Below are 16,323 nucleotides of genomic sequence, written 5' to 3'. Positions count from 1 at the left end.
GAAAGACCGCATGACCGAAATCGCCACCGAGGCCGACATCCACCTGATCCAGCGGATCATCCCGCATCGCTATCCCTTCCTATTGATCGACAAGGTGCGCGATATCGAGCCGAACGTCTCGGCCACCGGCATCAAGAACGTCACCTTCAACGAGCCGCATTTCCAGGGCCATTTCCCCGGCACGCCGATCATGCCCGGCGTCACGATCATCGAGGCGATGGCGCAGACTGCGGCGGTTCTGGTGGGGATCAGCCAGAACCTCATCGATACGGGCTTCCTCGTCTATTTCATGGGCATCGACAACGCCAAGTTCCGCCGCAAGGTCGTGCCCGGCGACGTGCTCGAGCTGCGGCTCGAGGTGCTGCGCGGCAAGCCGGGGGGCAAGGTCTGGCGCTTCAAGGGCGTCGGCTCGGTCGAGGGCGAGATGGCCGCCGAGGCCGAGCTGATGGCCATGTTGGACGTGCCGAAGTGAGCGTCGACCCCTCGGCCCGGATCCATGCCTCGGCCATCGTCGAGGAGGGCGCCACGATCGGCGCGTCCTGCCGGGTCGGCCCGTTCTGCATCGTCGGGCCCGAGGTCACGCTCGGCGAAGGGGTCGAGCTGCGCAGCCACGTGGTCGTTGCCGGCTGGACCGACATCGGCCCCGGCACGACCGTGTTCTCCTTCGCCTCGATCGGCGAGATCCCCCAGGACCTGAAATTCGGCGGCGAACGCACGCGGCTGGTGATCGGCGCGCGCAACCGGATCCGCGAACACGTCACCATCAACGCGGGCACCGCGGGCGGGGGCGGGCTGACCCGGATCGGGGATGATGGGCTGTTCATGGCGGGCTGCCACGTCGCCCATGATTGCCAGATCGGCGACCGGGTGATCGTCGTGAACCAGACCGCCGTGGCCGGGCATTGCGTGGTCGAGGACGACGTCATCATCGGCGGCCTGTCGGGCATCCACCAATTCGTGCGCATCGGGCGCGGCGCGATCATCGGCGCGCTGTCGATGGTCACGAACGATGTCGTGCCCTACGGCCTGGTGCAGGGGCCCCGGGCCGAGCTCGACGGGCTGAACCTCGTGGGGCTGAAACGGCGCGGCGTGCCCCGGGCCGATATCCAGGCGCTGCGCATCGCGCTTCTGACGCTGAAACAGGGCGAGGGCACCTTTCTCGAGCGGGCCCGCCGTCTCGGTGAGGAGACCGAGAGCCAATACGTGCAAGACATGGTGCAGTTCATCACCGGCGCCTCGGACCGCAGCTTCCTGGTCCCGAAATGAGCCGTCTCGCGCTGATCGCGGGGCGGGGCGGCCTGCCCCGCGTGCTGGCCAACGCGTTGGCCGGGCAGGACTGGTTCGCCTGTCACCTGCAGGGCTTCGCGCCGGAGGGGGTCGGCCAGTCCCGCGCATTCCGGCTGGAGCATCTGGGCAGCTTCATCGCCGATCTGCGCGACCGCGGCGTGGACCGCGCCTGTTTCGCCGGGGCCGTGTCGCGGCCGAAGGTCGACCCGTCCGCCATCGACGCGGCCACCGCGCCGCTGGTGCCGCGCATCATGCAGGTGCTGGGCGCGGGCGACGACGCGGCGTTGCGCGCCGTCATGGAGATCTTCGAGGAGGCGGGCATCGCGGTGCTCGCCCCGCAGGAGGTGGCCCCGCAGCTTCTGGACTTGCCCACGCAGGGCACGCCTTCCGAGCGGGACCTGGTCGATATCGCCCGCGCCGCCGAGGTGCATGAGGGGCTCTCCGCGCTCGATATCGGGCAGGGCTGCGTCGTGGCCGGCGGCCAGGTCCTCGCGGTCGAGACGCTGCCCGGCACGGATTGGATGCTGGCGAGCCTCGCCCGGCGTCCGGCCGCCCCGCCGCGGGGCGCCGGCGGGTTCGACCTTTTCGGCGGGGCCGCGGATTGGCTGTCGGGCGGCGGCGCGCAGCCCGGCCTTCCCGCCTTCGAGCGGCCCGAGGGCGGCGTGTTCTTCAAGGCGCCGAAACTCGGCCAGGATCGCCGCGTGGACCTGCCCACGATCGGCCCCGAAACCGTCCGGCGCGCGGCCGCGGCCGGGCTGAACGGGATCGCGGTCGAGGCGGGCGGCGTGCTCGTGCTGGAGCGCGACGAGGTGGCCGCCCAGCTGCGCGGCGCGGGCCTGTTCCTCGCCGCCTGGTCGCGGTGACGCATCTCTTCCTGATCGCGGGCGAGCCGTCGGGCGACCGGCTGGGTGCCGCACTGATCGCCGGGCTGCGCCAGCTCGAGCCGGGCCTGACGGTCTCGGGCATCGGCGGCCCGCTGATGGCGGAGCAAGGGCTCGACAGCCTCTTCCCGATGGAGGCGCTCTCGGTGATGGGCCTGGCCGAGGTGCTGCCACGCCTGCCCGAGCTGTTTCGCCGCCGCGACGAGGCGGTCGCCGCCATCGCCGACGCCCGGCCGGACGCGCTTGTCACGATCGACAGCCCCGATTTCTGCCTCCGCGTCGCCCGCAAGGCCCGCGACGCGCGGCCCGACCTGAAGACGATCCACTACGTGGCCCCCTCAGTCTGGGCCTGGCGGCCCGCCCGCGCGGACCGCATGGCGCGCGTCATCGACCACGTGCTCGCGCTCCTGCCCTTTGAGCCGCCCTATATGGAGCGCGCCGGGATGAGCTGCGATTTCGTGGGCCACCCGGTCGTGGCCGAGCCGCGCGCCACGCCCGAGGAGGTCACCGCGTTCCGCGCGGCCCACGGCATCGACGGGCCGGTGGCGCTGGTCCTGCCCGGATCCCGCCGCGGCGAGATCTCGCGCCTCGTGCCGATCTTCGGCGCGGCGCTGGCGCGGCTGCCCGACGACGCGCGGGTCGTCATCCCGACCCTGCCGCATCTCGAGGGCGCGCTCCGCGAGGCGTCGCGCGGATGGAAGGGCGCCGCCGTCCTCGTGACCGACCCGGCCGAACGGCGGGCGGCCTTTGCGAGCGCCCGCGCGGCGCTGGCCGCGTCGGGCACCGTCAGCCTGGAGCTCGCGGCGAACGCCGTGCCGATGGTGATCGCCTACGACATGAACTGGTTCAGCTGGCAGGTCATCTCGCGGATGATGCGGGTCGATACCGTCACGCTGGTCAACCTGATTTCGGAGACCCGGGCCGTTCCGGAATTCCTGGGTCCGGCCTGCCGCGCCGAAGATGTGGGCCGCGCCTTCGCCGCGCTGATGCTGGTTCCCTCGCAGCGCGAACGCCAGCGCGACGCGATGGCCGTGACGATGGAGCGGCTGGGGCAGGGCGGCGAGGCGCCGGGCCTGCGCGCCGCGCGCTCGGTGCTGGCACAGCTCGACAGGTGACGCTTGCGGGGCCGGGTCATCCCGGCTATCCCGACGCGCAAGGCACCCATAGCTCAGCTGGATAGAGCGCTGCCCTCCGAAGGCAGAGGTCTCAGGTTCGAATCCTGATGGGTGCGCCACTTCACATACAGATCATGCATCGCCGTTTGTCGCTCTGGCAGGTGCCGGATCATCTGAACGGGGTGCGGGGCGCGCCATCGGCATCCGTGGACGCGACGGTCACGGAAGACCGCGCGAAAATCATCAGCCTTGCCAAATGGTTCATCTGTCCGAAGACTGCATCCGGGAGAGGGGTACTCTCTTGAGATACGGTTCAACGCGCCCAGACCCAACCGCCGGGACAGCGATCTTGTCGGCCAGCAGTCCAGATACGGATATCGCGGATGTCTGCCTCATCCTCGAGGGCTGCTACCCCTTTGTCTTTGGCGGTGTCAGCAGCTGGACCCATACGCTGATTGCGTCCTTGCCCGAGACGACCTTCCACGTCGTGTCGATTCAGCCCGAAGGCGCCGATCTGACCTCGAAATACGGGCCGCTTCCGAACTTGATCGGCCAGACGACGATCATTCTGAAGCGCGACCGGTCCTTGCCCAGGGCCGCGCTCCGCGGAGAGCGGCCCCTGGCTGACGTGCTCGAAGGGGCCTTCTTCGAGGCGTCCGCAAAGGATTTCGCCGAGCTGATTGACCTGCTGCCGCCATCCGCGCCTCTCAGGAATGCCCGGGACGCGGAGATCTGGAACCTCGCGCGGGACATGTACAACCGTCTCGCGCCGGCCACTTCGTTCCAGCAGTTCTTTTGGGTCTGGTACACGCTTCAGAACAGCGTGATGCAAGTCCTGCAGTATGCGGCGCCGAGGGCCGGCGTCTATCACGCGATTTCAACGGGCTATGCAGGGCTGTTCGGGGCCGCCGCGACCCGGCGCACGGGGCGGCCTCTGCTCCTGACGGAGCACGGGATTTACACCAACGAGAGGACCGTCGAGCTCATGGCCTCCGTTGCGCTGCATGACAGCTTCGAGAGCGACGCCTATCTCTCCGACCAGAGGCCGGACGCGCGCGACGTCTGGATCAGGGCGTTCGAGAGCATGGGCAGGCTCTGCTACGACAGCAGCAGCCGTATCACGAGCCTGTCTCGAAGCGCGCAGGCCGCGCAGCATCGCCTTGGGGCCGCCCCGGAGAAGACGCAGGTCATCGCCAACGGGATCGACCTCGAACGGTTTTCGGGCATCCAGTTGAAAGGGCCGCGATCCGGGAAGGTCGTGGCCTTCATCGGCCGGGTCGTATCCATCAAGGATGTCGACACCTTCATCCGCGCCATGGACATCGTGTTCCAGGCGCATCCGGATGCCGAGGGATGGATCGTGGGCCCCGAAGACGAGGAACCGGAATACGCGCGCAAATGCCACGAGACGGTGGCGTCACTCGGCATCGGCAGTCAGCTGAAATTCCTCGGGATGCGCGACGTGGCGAAGATCATCGCGCAGGTCGACATGATCGTTCTGACAAGCCTCAGCGAGGGCCAGCCGCTGACCCTCCTCGAAGCGGGGGCCGCGGGGCTTCCATGCGTGGCGACGGATGTCGGCAGCTGCCGCGATATCATCGAGGGATTCGGCGATGGCCCCTCGGACGAGACGCCCGGTGGCTACATCACGGAGCTGATGTCGCCTCAGGGAACGGCCGAGGCGATCATGAAGCTTCTCAACGATCCTGAGGAAGCGCGCAGACGGGGTGCGGCGTTGAAGGCCCGTGTCCGCGATCAATTCGGTCTCGAGAAGATGTGCAGGGCCTATGCCGACCTCTACGAGGCCCATTCGGGGCGCGAGGCGCTTCCGGACGTCTCGGAGGCATAGCGTGGCGGGAATTGGGTTCAGGCTCGAACGCCTTGCGGTCGAGGGTGGGTTGGCAGGGGGGCTCGTGGCGGTCTTCACCGGCGCCCTCGTCGCCTCGGGCCATTGGTTGCTGACGATCTTCGGGATCGGCCTGGTCAGCGCGGTCTCCCGCATCTCGGTCACGGCGCCGGTCTCGGAAGACTTCCGCCTCATCGCGATCTACTCCTTCGCGATAGCCTCGATCGGCAGCGCGGCCATCCTGCTGCCCGCCACGCGGCGGTTCTCGGATGCGCTCTACAAGCGACAGCCGGAGAAGGCGCCGGCCCTTCTCTTCGCATGCTTCGCGGTCGCCGGATTGGCAGCCGCCGCTCTGGCCCTTGTCGTCTTCGGAATCGTCCTCGATCAGCCGATCGCGATCATTCTCACGGGCGTGACGTTTTCGACCCTCGTCGCGATGATTTGGACGGCGTCGACGTTCTGCAGCGCGATCTTCGCCGTGCGCGCAGTTCTGGCCGCCTATTTCACAGGCACGTTGATCGGCCTCGTCGCCGCCGTCATCGCCGGAATTCAGACCGGCATCGCCTGGGTCATGGCGATGGCCTATGCCGCGGGGCTCGCGGTCAGCCTCGGTGCCCTGATCCCGGTCTTTCTGTCGTCATTTCCGTTTCCGATCCGGTCGGCCACATCGGCCATTCGCGGGGTCCTGAGAAGTCTCTCGAAATTCGCGTACCTATCCTTCGGCGCCTTCATGGGGGCGCTCGCGATCTGGGCGAGCACCTTGGTCGTCTGGCTGTCCGCGTTCGGCGAAACCAATGCCTCCGGATTCCGGGCCGCCGAACTCTACGACACGCCGCATTTCTTCGGGCTTCTGGCGCTTGTGCCGGGCTTTGCCCTGTTGATCGTGTTTTTCGAGACGACCCTGTTCAGAGGTCTCCGACGCCATCACGACCTGATCGAGCAGCATGGCTCGCTGAAGCAGCTCCAAGCATCCGCGGCGCGTCTGACGTCATTGGTCGCGCGAAGCGCCGTGACGCTCGTGGCAGCGCAGATCCTGACCGCGATCGCGTTCGTCGCGGCGGCCCCGCTCGCCGCGGAGGCGAATATCCTGCAATCGAGCCAGGTCTCGGTGATGCAGATCACCGCGATGGGCTCGGTCATGCATCTCATCGTGATCCTCTCGAGCGTCGTCTTGATCTACCTCGATGCACGGCGCCTGTTCTGCCTTGTCCAGGGCGCCTTTCTTCTCGCGACGGTCGCGGCTTCGGCCGGGCTGCTCGAATTCGGGGAGCGGTGGTTCGGCGTCGGCTACCTCGTCGGCGCATCGGTCGGCGCTATCGTCGCCGCGATTGCCACGCAATCGGTTCTGGCGCGCTTGAACGAGCACATCTTCATGATCGCCGCCGGTCGGCTTCAATCCATCCTCGGGAGCCGGCGCAGCTGATTGACCGAGCCCGCGCCGGCCGGGATCGGCAGCGTGAGCCGCGCGAGGTCCCGCCGCCCGAATGTTCCGAGCAGCCCGTTCGCGCGAAGCTGTCGTACGGTGTAGTCCCTCTTGCCCGCGTCCGACACGTACTCGACCACGAGCACGGGCAAATCGTCATTTGTGGCAAGTCGCAGCTGTCTGAGCGACCAGCTCACGAGGCTGAGACTGTTCGGGCGGCCGTCGCCGCCGACCCCGAAGAAAAGATCCTCTTTGACGATGGCATCGATCGTCGACCGGTAGCGCGGGTTGTCGAGCAGCGCTTCGGCGTTGTTCGGGATGATGAGAAAGCCCGGCGTGCGGGCCCGCGCGTAATTGGCGATCCGATCCACGAGCGTATACATGTCGCGCTCGGACTGCGCGCGCCGACCGGGCCAGACGGCGTATTTGTCGACGCCGTCCATGAACACGCCGTCGAAGCCGGCGGCAACGATCCGGTCGAGCTTCGAAGCGGGGCTGCCGAAGAGGATCCTCTGCCACTGCGGGTCCCAATAGGCCGTGTAGTAATGGTTGGCCCAGTCGGGGTTGGCGGCCCCGAGCCAGCGCGGCGGGGTCGCGTTCCAGGCCGTTCGCCAATAGTCGCGGTAGGTCTCCGCCTCCGCGATGTTGATGTAGGCGACGACGACACGCCGCGCGCCGTCGGGTCTGGTCTTCAGGCGGGCGACTTCCTGACGATCCAATCCGGTCGGGTCGATGATGACGAAGTCGGTATCCGATCGGTCGACTTCCGAAACCCCGGTATGGGTCAGCTTGACCGAGAACTGGCGGATCTCGAACCTGAGGCTAGGCGATGCCGGCGAAGCGCTTCCTGAACTGTTCCGGGCGGATTGCGCGTCGGGGATCGGGGACGCGCTCGGCGATTGCACGCAGGCCGCGCAAATGACGAAAAAGAACGACGCGGCCAAAAGCACCAGGGCTCGCCGCCATTTCGCTGCGATGGATCCTGTTCGAGTCGCAGTCCAAGGCATGGGCCTATCTCCGGGCATTTGGGGCCTGAGCGCGTGGTCCAGTGCCGATCCATGATCGTTCGTCACAAAGGCTTTGAAACGCCGGGCGGCACGAGCGATCCAAACCGGCGGAAATGTGCCAGCACGCATCAATTTCGCGCTTCTTCCCGGGCAAAGGCAACATCGAGCTGCGCGATCCCTTCGACCAGCTGTTCTGACCCCGGGCCCGCCGCCCACGCGGCCGCCCGCTCGGCCGCTTCCTGCACAGACCCGGACGCGAGCAGGACGCCGTAGAATTGCAGCATCCCGCGGTGATCGAGCTCGCCCTTCTGATCGAGGGCACGGAAAACCTCGAGGCTTTCGCGCGATTGCCCGCTGGCGGCGAGGAGCTCCGCATAACGCTGTGTTCCCGCCTGATCCAGATTGCCGCCGCGCAAGACCGCCGCGAGAAAGGCGCGTTCCGTCTCCGGGTCGCGAGCGCGCCGAAGCCAGCCCGCGACATAGGCCTGTTCACCTTGTGTGAGCGTCTCGGCCGGCAGCTCCAGGAAGTACGCGGCTGCGTCCTGCGGCCGCCCGAGAGAGCGATAGAGGCGCCCAAGATCGAGAAGGGCGAGATGCGTGGGGCCGGTGACGTCCATGCGGCGTCGCAACGTCGTCTCGGCAGCGCGCGTGCGACCCAAATGCATCTGGGTCTGCGCGAGGATGCGCAGCGCGCGCTCGTCCGCGGGATCGGCCTCGATCGCGTCTTCCGCGACTGAAAGTGCCAGGCGTGCCTTTCCATCCCGGAGGAGCAGCGTCGCCTCGTCGGCGCGGCTGGGCACCAGCAGGACGGCCGCCGCCAGAAGGACGACTGCCAAGACCGAAACCATGAACCCGCCAGTGAACCGCATCGCTCAGCCTAGCGCCGACATCTGATGTCGAGGCGTGTCGCCTCGTCGACGGCCTCGGGAAGCCCGATATCGAGCTGGCCGTCTTCGACCGGGACGTCCCCGTCGAAGATGATCATACCGTCACGATGCGCGACGATTTCGACGCGTTTGGCGTCGATGCCGGCGATGCGGATACGACCCTCGCCGAACCCTTCGGCATCGACCGCCAGGCTGCAATCGTCGACGGCGAAGCGCGTGATCTCCCAGCTCGCCTCGACGAGATGGATCGCGGGCTCCGGCTCCGCTGCAAGCCGCAGGACCGGCGCGGCGTCGGCCGGATCGAGGCTGACATAGAGAGCGTCGCCGAACCGGCGCTGGCCGATCACGCCTGAACTCGCGCCGAAATCCACCGAGAGGGAGCCGAGCCGATCGATGCGCAGCGTCTGCAGATCGCCGCGGTCGCGGATGGCCCACGCGTTTTCTCCGATCTGCTCGATCTCGGCCGAAAAGAAGCCCGTCACGGTGTCGATGTAGCGGGACGGGAAGACGCGAATGAACTCCTCGGAGGCGGCAAGCTCATGGAGGAAGAACAGCGCTTCGAGGCTTGCGAACCTCTCGCCCGCGAATGTGTGGTAGTAGAGATTGAACGGCTTCAATCGGCGTGGGGACCCCGTGCGCTCGACCGTCTCCGCGACCAGTCGCATTCCGTGGAAGTCCCGCGTCCAGCCGGAGGTATAGATATTGTCGTTGGCATTGGCCGTGTAGATCTGCCGGTGCGCCCCGACCTTCAGGCCGAGCGGCGAGAGGTAGGCCATGGAGGGGTAGACGCTGTCGAACCGGCTGTCTCCGCCGTTGATGTTGCGCACGCCTGCGGCAACCGTCGCTGCGATCGCTTCCGGGAAGGGCCGCGTGTCGCCTGTCCAATAGAAGGCCTGCGCGGTCTTGCCTTCCGGGGCGATGGCATTGGCGACGGCGATCGCCTCGTCGATCTCCTCCTCGAGCGAGAATGGCCGCTGCGCATGGGCCCGCGGGAGCATGAGCCCGTAATTGACCGACATGCGCGAGGAGTCGTTCTCGCCCCTGACGCGGCGAAGGAACCGATCGAGCGGCGTCGCGTCCGGGTCACCGCGCTGTTCGGCGATGAGATCCAATTCGGCCTGCCGATCGTAATCCTCATAATACCACCAGAGGAAAGGATGAGTGTATCCGTGCACGCCGATTTCGACATTCGGCAGCGCGAAGGCGTCGCGCGCCAGGCGCGCGCCCGCGTCAGGGGCCCCGAGCGTCGGATCGACGTCGCCGCCGATGAGGCCGACGCCCACGGGGAACGCGGGGTAGGCCTTCAGGATACGCTCGTTGATGACCTCCGCCGACAAGGGTCTCTCGTCCCACGGAAGCGGGATCTCGGACACATTGTTCCAGCCGTCACCGTCGATATGGCTGAAATAGAGGCGCCGTCCCGACAGCGTCGTGGTATCGGGAACCGGCCAGCGGCCGAGATCGAAGGCCCGCGAGAAGAAGGTGAAGGGGTCGATGAGCCATTGAACCGTCTCGGTTTCGGGCAAACGGCAGAGCGCGAATCCGAAGGCGACGAATCCACCCGCATCGCTGGTCGTGACGAGGCTGGTTTCGCCCTGAAAGCGCGGCAGGTTCGGCCGCACCGTGAGGTGGCTCGTGATGTCCTGACGTCTCGGAACGAGGACGGGGAAGGGCGGGAGAACGGCGTCCGGAGTGCATTCGAAGCCGACGACGTCGCTGTCCATATCGACGATCTCGGCCCCGAACGTGACCGGGACAAAGCCCACCGAGGACAGTCCGTGGATTTCGAGAACGCCATCGGCCCCGGTCTCGTCGTCCCCATAGGGCAGCCCGGAAACGCCGATCGTCGCGATAAGGATCTCGCGGCCCCGCGCCTCCTGCATCCAAGCGAGATAGGCGTCGGGGTCGGGGACCGGCGCTTGGAACCAGGAGACGACGAAATCGGGGTCCACATTCGCCCAGTCCGGCATCCCTTCGGCGACATCCCAGTAGGACACGCGCATCCCCATGTGGTTCAGCGGAAACTCGACGAATCGGTGGAGCTGCGAGACGACGACGCTCTCGTCGGTCGTGCTGTCGAAAAGCGCGAGGACGTCCCTGGCCACAGGCTGGGCCGCGGCTGCGAGAGGGATCCAGACCGATGCGCCGACTGCCAGGAGCACCCGGGGTATCCGTCGCAGAAGGACGATGAGAAAGGCCAATCGGTGGAGCCTTCCGACGAGACGTCTCATAGCTCCCTCGTACAAGAAAATCCTTGAAATCATAAACGATTCGTCGAACACTCTAGCTTGCGCCTGGGGGTGCGGTCATGTTTTTTACGAGTTCTCGCAGGTATTTATCCTGCGCTGTCCAGTATTGTGTTCCGGCCTTGGTGATCCTTTACGGGTCATCCTGGTTTCTGTCGGGACAGGTCGGCTTCGGTGCCGCGACCATCCATCCGATGGTCATCATCTGCACGGTTATGGCCGCCTATTACGGGGTCGCCGTCGGATTGACGGCGCTCGCGCTCGCGCTGGTTCCCTTGGTCGGGTTCGACCTCCATGCCCGCGGGATCGACGAGCCGTTCCAATCCTATTCCCTGGAGGTCCTCTTCTGGCCCGCGCTGTCGGGGGTCGCCGTGCTGGTCCTCGGGAGCTTCCGAGACCTGCGCGAGAATCAGCTCGCGGACGCGCGGCGCAAGATCGAGCAGCTCAGGCTCGAGGTCGAATCCGTGCTGGACGTCTCCGATGCCGCGCTCGCGGCGCTCAAGCAGAACGAGGCGCAGATCGCGATGCGCCAGGAGATCAGCCCGCTTTACGTCCTCAAGGCGCTCGAGCGGCTGACCCACGGCACCAGATCCGACTTCGAGAAGAACCTGTCGCAACTCCTGCGGCTGGTGGCGCCGGATGCCGAGTACGCGCTATTGGCGAGCGACGGCGCCGTCGTTTCGTCCTCCGCGGCCATTTCGGAGGCAACCCTCGCATCGATGCGCAGCCTCGTTCCCGGTGCGGCCGAGGACGTGATGACACTCGATCCCGCGGACGGTGACGAAGCGAAGGGCACGATCGTCGCGGCCTGCCGGGTCAGCGACCGTTCGGGCCTCGTCATCGGTGTTGCGACCGCGCGCCCGGCGGCTGCCGAGGATCTCGCCGATTATCTGCCCGAGATCGCGCGCGCGATCGACGCGCAGGCTCCGAAACTCGTCCCCGCGGGGCGAAGAAGGCGACGGCCCCGAGCGGTCGCATGACCTGGGCGGCTCCGGCCTTCATCGTCGTGAGCGGGGGTCTCTGGGCCGCGACATTCGCCGCCGCCGATGACGTGGCTCAGGCGGCCGTGGTTCACGCGGGGATCGTGGTCCTGGCCGGTCTCACGCGATTGCTCGCGGGCAGGCAGGATGGCATCGATTGGTATCTCCTTCCGATCTGTCTTCTGGGGCCGCTCGGCGTGCCCGCGGCCCTGACGACCTACCTCACCCGGTCGCTTTCGACGCTGGAGGACAGCGAGCGGGAGGACTGGTACGACGAGCTTCGGGGGCGAAGCGCGTTTCGGTCCGACACGCTCGCCAGCGACGCCGTTGCGGGCCGTGTGAGGCCGCAATCCTGCAAACGCATGCGCTCGGCGGTCGAGATTTTCCGGCACGGATCGTTCCGGGACCGGCAGCGCGTGCTGCTGTGGATCGCGCGGCGCAAGGACCCTTCGCTGCAGGAGCTGCTGAAACAAGCGATGCGCTGCGACGACACCATCATTCGCAGCCAGGCCGCATCCCTGATCGTCCGCATTCAGGCGAGCGCCCCGACACGGGGCAATCATGGCCTCCGGGTCTGAGCCCGGACGCCCCTAATCCTGCCGTGCGAGGAAAGCCGAGAGGCGGGGCAGGGCGGCCTGTAGAATTTCGGTCGCGTTCCCGAAACCGATCCGCAGATATCCTTCCGCCCCCATCACGCCGCCCGGCGTCAGCAGGACGCCCTCCTCCTCCAGCAGCGCGAGGCAGAGCGCTTCGGAGCCCATTTCGATCCCGTAGCGAAGCAGGCCAGTCGTTCCCGCGCGCGGCCGCACCCAGTCGACCCGCGGCTCGGTCGCGATCCAGTCGTCGATCAGCGCGAGGTTGCGGCGGGTGATCGCGCGCGTTCGTGCGAGGATGCGCTCGGGTGCCTCCAGCGCGGTGGCCGCGAGGTGGTCGTCCAGGACCCCGACCGAGATCGTGGTGTAGTCGCGATGCAGCGCCACCGCCTCCAGAACGTCGGGCGGGCCGACGATCCAGCCCAGCCGCAGCCCGGCGAGCGAATAGGCCTTGGACATCCCGCATGTGGCGATCCCGCGCTCGTAGAGGTCGGCGATTGAGGGCGTCGCGCCGTCGCCTTCCTGCGCGGTGTTGCGATAGACCTCGTCCACCAGCAGGTCCGCGCCGACCGCGCGCGCGATCTCGACCAGTCGCGACAAGCCTTCCGCGTCGATCAGGCTGCTGGTCGGGTTGTTGGGATTGGTCAGCGCGACGAGCTTCGTGCCGGGCGTGACGGCCCGGGCCACCGCGTCCCAGTCGGGCAGCCAGCCCTCCGCCGCGCTGAGCGGCACCCGGACGACCTCGGCGCCGAGGCTTTCGGGGATCGACAGGTGCTGCTGGTAGGTCGGCACCAGGCTGACCACCCGGTGGCCGGGCCCGGCCAGCGCCTGCCAGACCAGCGCGTTCGCTCCGGCGGTGCCATGCGCGACCAGCACGTCCTCGCGGCTGCGGCCGCGGTAGAGCGCGGCGATCGCGTCGCGCAGCCGGTTCGAGCCCGGGATCGCGCCGTAGCCCAGCCGCGTGGGCGCCAGCGCCGAGAGGTCGTCATTGCGCCCGGCGAGCTCCAGCAGGCCGCCGACGGTCAGGCTGTCGACGCAGGTTTCGGCGATGTTGAAGCGGCAGTGGTCCTCATGCGCGTTCATCCATTGCTCGACGCCGAACGGGTCGATCCTCATCCCGCGACCTCGCGGTAGAGCGCGGCGTATTCGGCGGCGGAGCGGTCCCAGCCGACGGGATGGCGCATCGCGTTGCGGGCCATCTGTGCCCAGGTCTCGGGCTCCCGCCAGAGCGCGCAGAGCCGGTCGAAGGCGCGGGCCAGCGCGCCCGGCTCGATGGGATGGACCTGCAACCCCGTGGCGACCCCGGCCCAGAGCCCGGCGGGCGTGGCGGGGATCACCGTGTCGGCCAGCCCGCCGGTCAGGGTGACGACCGGCAGCGTGCCGAAGCGCAGCCCGTAAAGCTGGGTCAGGCCGCAGGGCTCGAAACGCGAGGGGACGAGGATCGCGTCGCCGCCGGTGATCAGCCGGCGGGCGAGCCCCTCGTCATAGCCGATCCGGACGGCGACGTTTGGGTCCCGGGCGGCGTGGCGCAGCCCGTCCTCGAGCGCGGGCTCGCCCGAGCCCAGGAGCGCCAGTTGCCCGCCCCCCGCCAGCAGGTGGGGCAGGGCCTCCAGCAGCAGGTCCATGCCCTTCTGCTCGGTCAGGCGCGAGACGACGACGCAGAGCGGGCCGTCGGCGCGGCCCAGACCCAGCTCGCGTTGCAGCTCGGCCTTGGGACCGGCCTTGCCTTCGAGGCTCCGATAGGGCGGCGTCCATTCCTCGAGATCGACGCCGTTCAGGATGCCCGTCAACTTCTCCGCATGGGCGCGCAGCACCCCGTCCAGCCCAGTCCCGAATTCGGGCGTCAAAAGCTCGTCCGCATAGGTGGGGCTGACAGTGGTGATGCGGTCGGACCAGACGAGCCCGGCCTTCAGCGCGCTGATGCGGCCCCAATATTCGAAACCGTCGGGCTGCATCCCCGATGGCGGCAGGCGCAGGGCCGAAAGCCGGTCGGCGGCGGCGAGACCCTGGAAGGCCACGTTGTGGATCGTGATGACGGCGCCCGCTTCGGCATCCGGCCAGCGGTCCCGCAGGTAGACCGGTGCGAAGCCGGCCTGCCAGTCATGGCAATGCAGCACCTCGGGGTGCCAGCCATCCAGGCCTTCGCCCGCGATCCGCGCCGCGACCCAGCAAAGCGCGGCGTAGCGCGCGGGGTTGTCGGGCCAGTCGGAGCCGTTCGGTCCGAGGTAGATGGAGCCCTCCCGGTCGAAGAGATGCGGCGCGTCCAGCACCAGCAGGTCCAGCCCCGCGTGGGATGCGGCGAGGACGCGCCCCGGCCCGCCGAAGAGATCGCCGTCGCGCAGGACCTCCCGCGCGCCGTCGAGCTTGGCCATCACCGCGGGGTAGCCCGGCAGCAAGGTCCGGATATGCACGCCCAGCGGCGCGAGCGCGCCAGGCAGGGCGCCCGCCACATCCGCCAGCCCGCCGGTCTTGACGAGCGGCGCGCATTCGGACGCGACCGAGAGGACGCGCGTCATTTCGCGGCGGCGCGCCGGTCGAGCATCGGCTGCGTGATCAGCGTCACGCCGCTTTCGGTCACGCGGAACCACTTCGCGTCCTCCTCCGGGTCCTCGCCCACGACGAGGCCTTCGGGCACTAGCACCCCGCGGTCCAGCACGCAGTCGCGCAGCTTCGCGTGCCGCCCGACCACGACCTTCGGCAGGGCCACGACGCGGTGGAGCGAGGCATAGGAATTCGTGTGCACGCCGGTGTGGAGAAGCGACTCGCGCACCTCCGTGCCCGAGATGATGCAGCCCCCCGACACCATCGAGCTGATCGCGCTGCCGCGGCGCTCGGCCTCGTCATGGATGAACTTGGCGGGCGGGACGCTCTCGGAATAGGTCCAGATCGGCCAGCTCTGGTCCCAGAGGTCAAGATCCGGCGTGAAGTCCGTCAGGTCGATATTGGCCCGCCAATAGGCGTCGACCGTGCCGACGTCGCGCCAATAGGCCGGCGCCGCGGGGTCGTGACGCACGCAGCTTTCGCTGAACCGATGCGCCATGGCCTTTCCGTTCTTGACGATATGCGGGATCAGGTCGCCGCCGAAATCGTGCTTGCTGTCCGCGGTCTCGGCATCCTGGCGCAGCAGGTCGCGCAGGAAATCCCAGCGGAAGACGTAGATCCCCATCGAGGCCAGCGCGACGGCGGGATCGTCGGGCGTGCCGGGCGGATCGGCAGGTTTTTCGAGGAAGCTGGTGATGCGGTCGGACGCGTCGATGGCCATCACGCCGAAGGCCGTGGCCTCCATCCGCGGGACGGTCAGGCAGCCCACGGTCACGTCCGCGCCGCTTTCGACATGTTCGCGCAGCATGACCTCGTAATCCATCTTGTAGATGTGATCGCCCGCGAGGATCACGACGTAATTGACATCGTAGCTGTCCACGATGTCGATATTCTGGAACACGGCGTCGGCGGTGCCCTGGTACCAGTGCACCTCGTCCACGCGCTGCGAGGCGGGCAGGATGTCGAGATATTCGTTGCGCTCGGCCCGGAAGAAGTTCCAGCCGCGCTGGCAGTGCCGGATCAGGCTGTGGGCCTTGTATTGCGTGGCGATGGCCATCTTGCGGATGCCGGAATTGAGCGCGTTCGACAGCGCGAAATCGACGATCCGGGTCTTGCCGCCGAAATAGACGGCGGGCTTGGCGCGGATATCGGTCAGCTCCTTCAGGCGGCTGCCGCGGCCGCCGGCCAGGACGAAGGCCATGGTGCGGCTCGTCAGGCGTTGGGATGGTCCTGCCATCGGGTTCTCCTCCCCTGTAATGGACCGCGCGCACCCTCCCGCGGCGCGCGGCTGCCGGGCTGCCCCGGTCTGCGGTTCGTCGGCGATGGGGATCCGGCCCGGGCCGCCGCTCTCCGCGTTCGGGACAGCTGCGGAGGGCGGGCATCGCGCGCGACCATGTGCGGAAGCATACGATGCGGGGTGGGGCGGTCAAGCGAGGGGGGAATGCCCCCGGGCCCAGTCAAAGGGGTCGGGCGACCCGCCCGCGACGCGCGACCGGCCGCCGGACGTGGTGGACGGG

The 16,323-nt window shown here is 67.9% G+C and carries 14 protein-coding genes and 1 tRNA gene; 9 read left to right on the top strand and 6 right to left on the bottom strand.

The annotated features are described in order from the left end of the window. Positions 1-10: 10 nt before the first annotated feature. The 7 genes from fabZ to pelG all read left to right on the top strand — a co-directional run bounded on the left by fabZ (position 11) and on the right by pelG (position 6,552). Positions 11-472, top strand: coding sequence for a 3-hydroxyacyl-ACP dehydratase FabZ (gene fabZ, locus P8627_RS00315; protein WP_279965491.1), 462 nt, complete (start codon positions 11-13; stop codon positions 470-472). Further along, on the top strand, positions 469-1,266 hold the full coding sequence (gene lpxA / locus P8627_RS00310; protein WP_279965490.1) for an acyl-ACP--UDP-N-acetylglucosamine O-acyltransferase: 798 nt from the start codon (positions 469-471) through the stop codon (positions 1,264-1,266). The genes fabZ and lpxA overlap by 4 nt, the downstream gene beginning before the upstream one ends. Then, positions 1,263-2,150: an LpxI family protein gene (locus P8627_RS00305; protein WP_279965489.1), complete on the top strand. Its 888-nt coding sequence runs from the start codon at positions 1,263-1,265 to the stop codon at positions 2,148-2,150. Before lpxA ends, P8627_RS00305 begins: the two co-directional genes overlap by 4 nt. Beyond that, positions 2,147-3,283 carry a lipid-A-disaccharide synthase gene (gene lpxB / locus P8627_RS00300; RefSeq protein ID WP_279965488.1) on the top strand — a complete coding sequence of 379 codons (1,137 nt, stop codon included), beginning with the start codon at positions 2,147-2,149 and terminating at the stop codon, positions 3,281-3,283. Before P8627_RS00305 ends, lpxB begins: the two co-directional genes overlap by 4 nt. 42 nt (positions 3,284-3,325) lie before the next feature. Further along, positions 3,326-3,402, top strand: a tRNA-Arg gene (locus P8627_RS00295). Positions 3,403-3,632: 230 nt separating this feature from the next. Next, positions 3,633-5,132 (top strand): GT4 family glycosyltransferase PelF, encoded by a 1,500-nt coding sequence (gene pelF, locus P8627_RS00290; RefSeq protein WP_279965487.1) that lies wholly within the window; start codon positions 3,633-3,635, stop codon positions 5,130-5,132. 64 nt (positions 5,133-5,196) lie between these two features. Then, entirely contained in the window at positions 5,197-6,552 is a 1,356-nt protein-coding gene (gene pelG, locus P8627_RS00285) for an exopolysaccharide Pel transporter PelG (RefSeq protein ID WP_279965486.1), read from the top strand. Here pelG and P8627_RS00280 read toward each other — a convergent pair. The 3 genes from P8627_RS00280 to P8627_RS00270 form a co-directional block, all read right to left on the bottom strand. After that, positions 6,522-7,502, bottom strand: a complete 981-nt coding sequence (locus P8627_RS00280) for an MJ1477/TM1410 family putative glycoside hydrolase (protein ID WP_279965485.1) — start codon at positions 7,500-7,502, stop codon at positions 6,522-6,524. The genes pelG and P8627_RS00280 overlap by 31 nt on opposite strands. A 185-nt stretch (positions 7,503-7,687) precedes the next feature. Then, positions 7,688-8,428, bottom strand: a complete 741-nt coding sequence (locus P8627_RS00275) for a tetratricopeptide repeat protein (protein WP_279965484.1) — start codon at positions 8,426-8,428, stop codon at positions 7,688-7,690. Between the two features lie 8 nt (positions 8,429-8,436). Beyond that, positions 8,437-10,608 carry a polysaccharide deacetylase family protein gene (locus P8627_RS00270; protein ID WP_279965483.1) on the bottom strand — a complete coding sequence of 724 codons (2,172 nt, stop codon included), beginning with the start codon at positions 10,606-10,608 and terminating at the stop codon, positions 8,437-8,439. Positions 10,609-10,814: 206 nt separating this feature from the next. On the opposite strand from P8627_RS00270, the gene P8627_RS00265 reads away from it, so the two are divergent. Together P8627_RS00265 and P8627_RS00260 are read left to right on the top strand one after the other, a co-directional pair. Then, positions 10,815-11,672: a hypothetical protein gene (locus tag P8627_RS00265; protein WP_279965482.1), complete on the top strand. Its 858-nt coding sequence runs from the start codon at positions 10,815-10,817 to the stop codon at positions 11,670-11,672. Continuing rightward, on the top strand, positions 11,669-12,250 hold the full coding sequence (locus tag P8627_RS00260) for a hypothetical protein (RefSeq protein ID WP_279965481.1): 582 nt from the start codon (positions 11,669-11,671) through the stop codon (positions 12,248-12,250). The genes P8627_RS00265 and P8627_RS00260 overlap by 4 nt, the downstream gene beginning before the upstream one ends. A 12-nt stretch (positions 12,251-12,262) precedes the next feature. Here the strand turns inward: P8627_RS00260 and P8627_RS00255 are convergent, their stop codons facing one another. From P8627_RS00255 to glgC, 3 genes are read right to left on the bottom strand one after another with little or no spacing between them, the layout of a single operon-like run. Continuing rightward, positions 12,263-13,381, bottom strand: coding sequence for an aminotransferase class I/II-fold pyridoxal phosphate-dependent enzyme (locus tag P8627_RS00255; RefSeq protein WP_279965480.1), 1,119 nt, complete (start codon positions 13,379-13,381; stop codon positions 12,263-12,265). Beyond that, positions 13,378-14,781 carry a glycogen synthase GlgA gene (gene glgA / locus P8627_RS00250; RefSeq protein WP_279965479.1) on the bottom strand — a complete coding sequence of 468 codons (1,404 nt, stop codon included), beginning with the start codon at positions 14,779-14,781 and terminating at the stop codon, positions 13,378-13,380. Before glgA ends, P8627_RS00255 begins: the two co-directional genes overlap by 4 nt. Beyond that, on the bottom strand, positions 14,778-16,043 hold the full coding sequence (gene glgC / locus P8627_RS00245; protein WP_279965478.1) for a glucose-1-phosphate adenylyltransferase: 1,266 nt from the start codon (positions 16,041-16,043) through the stop codon (positions 14,778-14,780). The genes glgA and glgC overlap by 4 nt, the downstream gene beginning before the upstream one ends. Positions 16,044-16,323 lie beyond the last annotated feature (280 nt).

It is taken from the genome of Jannaschia sp. GRR-S6-38 (genome assembly GCF_029853695.1).
Taxonomy (GTDB): Bacteria; Pseudomonadota; Alphaproteobacteria; order Rhodobacterales; family Rhodobacteraceae; genus Jannaschia; species Jannaschia ovalis.
This window is presented reverse-complemented; position numbering and strand designations above follow the sequence as displayed.

What these genes read in the sequence shown, in the direction of transcription:
- fabZ (WP_279965491.1), top strand. Translation starts at nt 11, where the DNA reads ATGACCGAAATCGCCACCGAGGCCGACATCCACCTGATCCAGCGGATC.
- P8627_RS00255 (WP_279965480.1), bottom strand. Translation starts at nt 13,381, where the DNA reads ATGAGGATCGACCCGTTCGGCGTCGAGCAATGGATGAACGCGCATGAG.
- P8627_RS00275 (WP_279965484.1), bottom strand. Translation starts at nt 8,428, where the DNA reads ATGCGGTTCACTGGCGGGTTCATGGTTTCGGTCTTGGCAGTCGTCCTT.
- P8627_RS00305 (WP_279965489.1), top strand. Translation starts at nt 1,263, where the DNA reads ATGAGCCGTCTCGCGCTGATCGCGGGGCGGGGCGGCCTGCCCCGCGTG.
- P8627_RS00260 (WP_279965481.1), top strand. Translation starts at nt 11,669, where the DNA reads ATGACCTGGGCGGCTCCGGCCTTCATCGTCGTGAGCGGGGGTCTCTGG.
- glgA (WP_279965479.1), bottom strand. Translation starts at nt 14,781, where the DNA reads ATGACGCGCGTCCTCTCGGTCGCGTCCGAATGCGCGCCGCTCGTCAAG.
- glgC (WP_279965478.1), bottom strand. Translation starts at nt 16,043, where the DNA reads ATGGCAGGACCATCCCAACGCCTGACGAGCCGCACCATGGCCTTCGTC.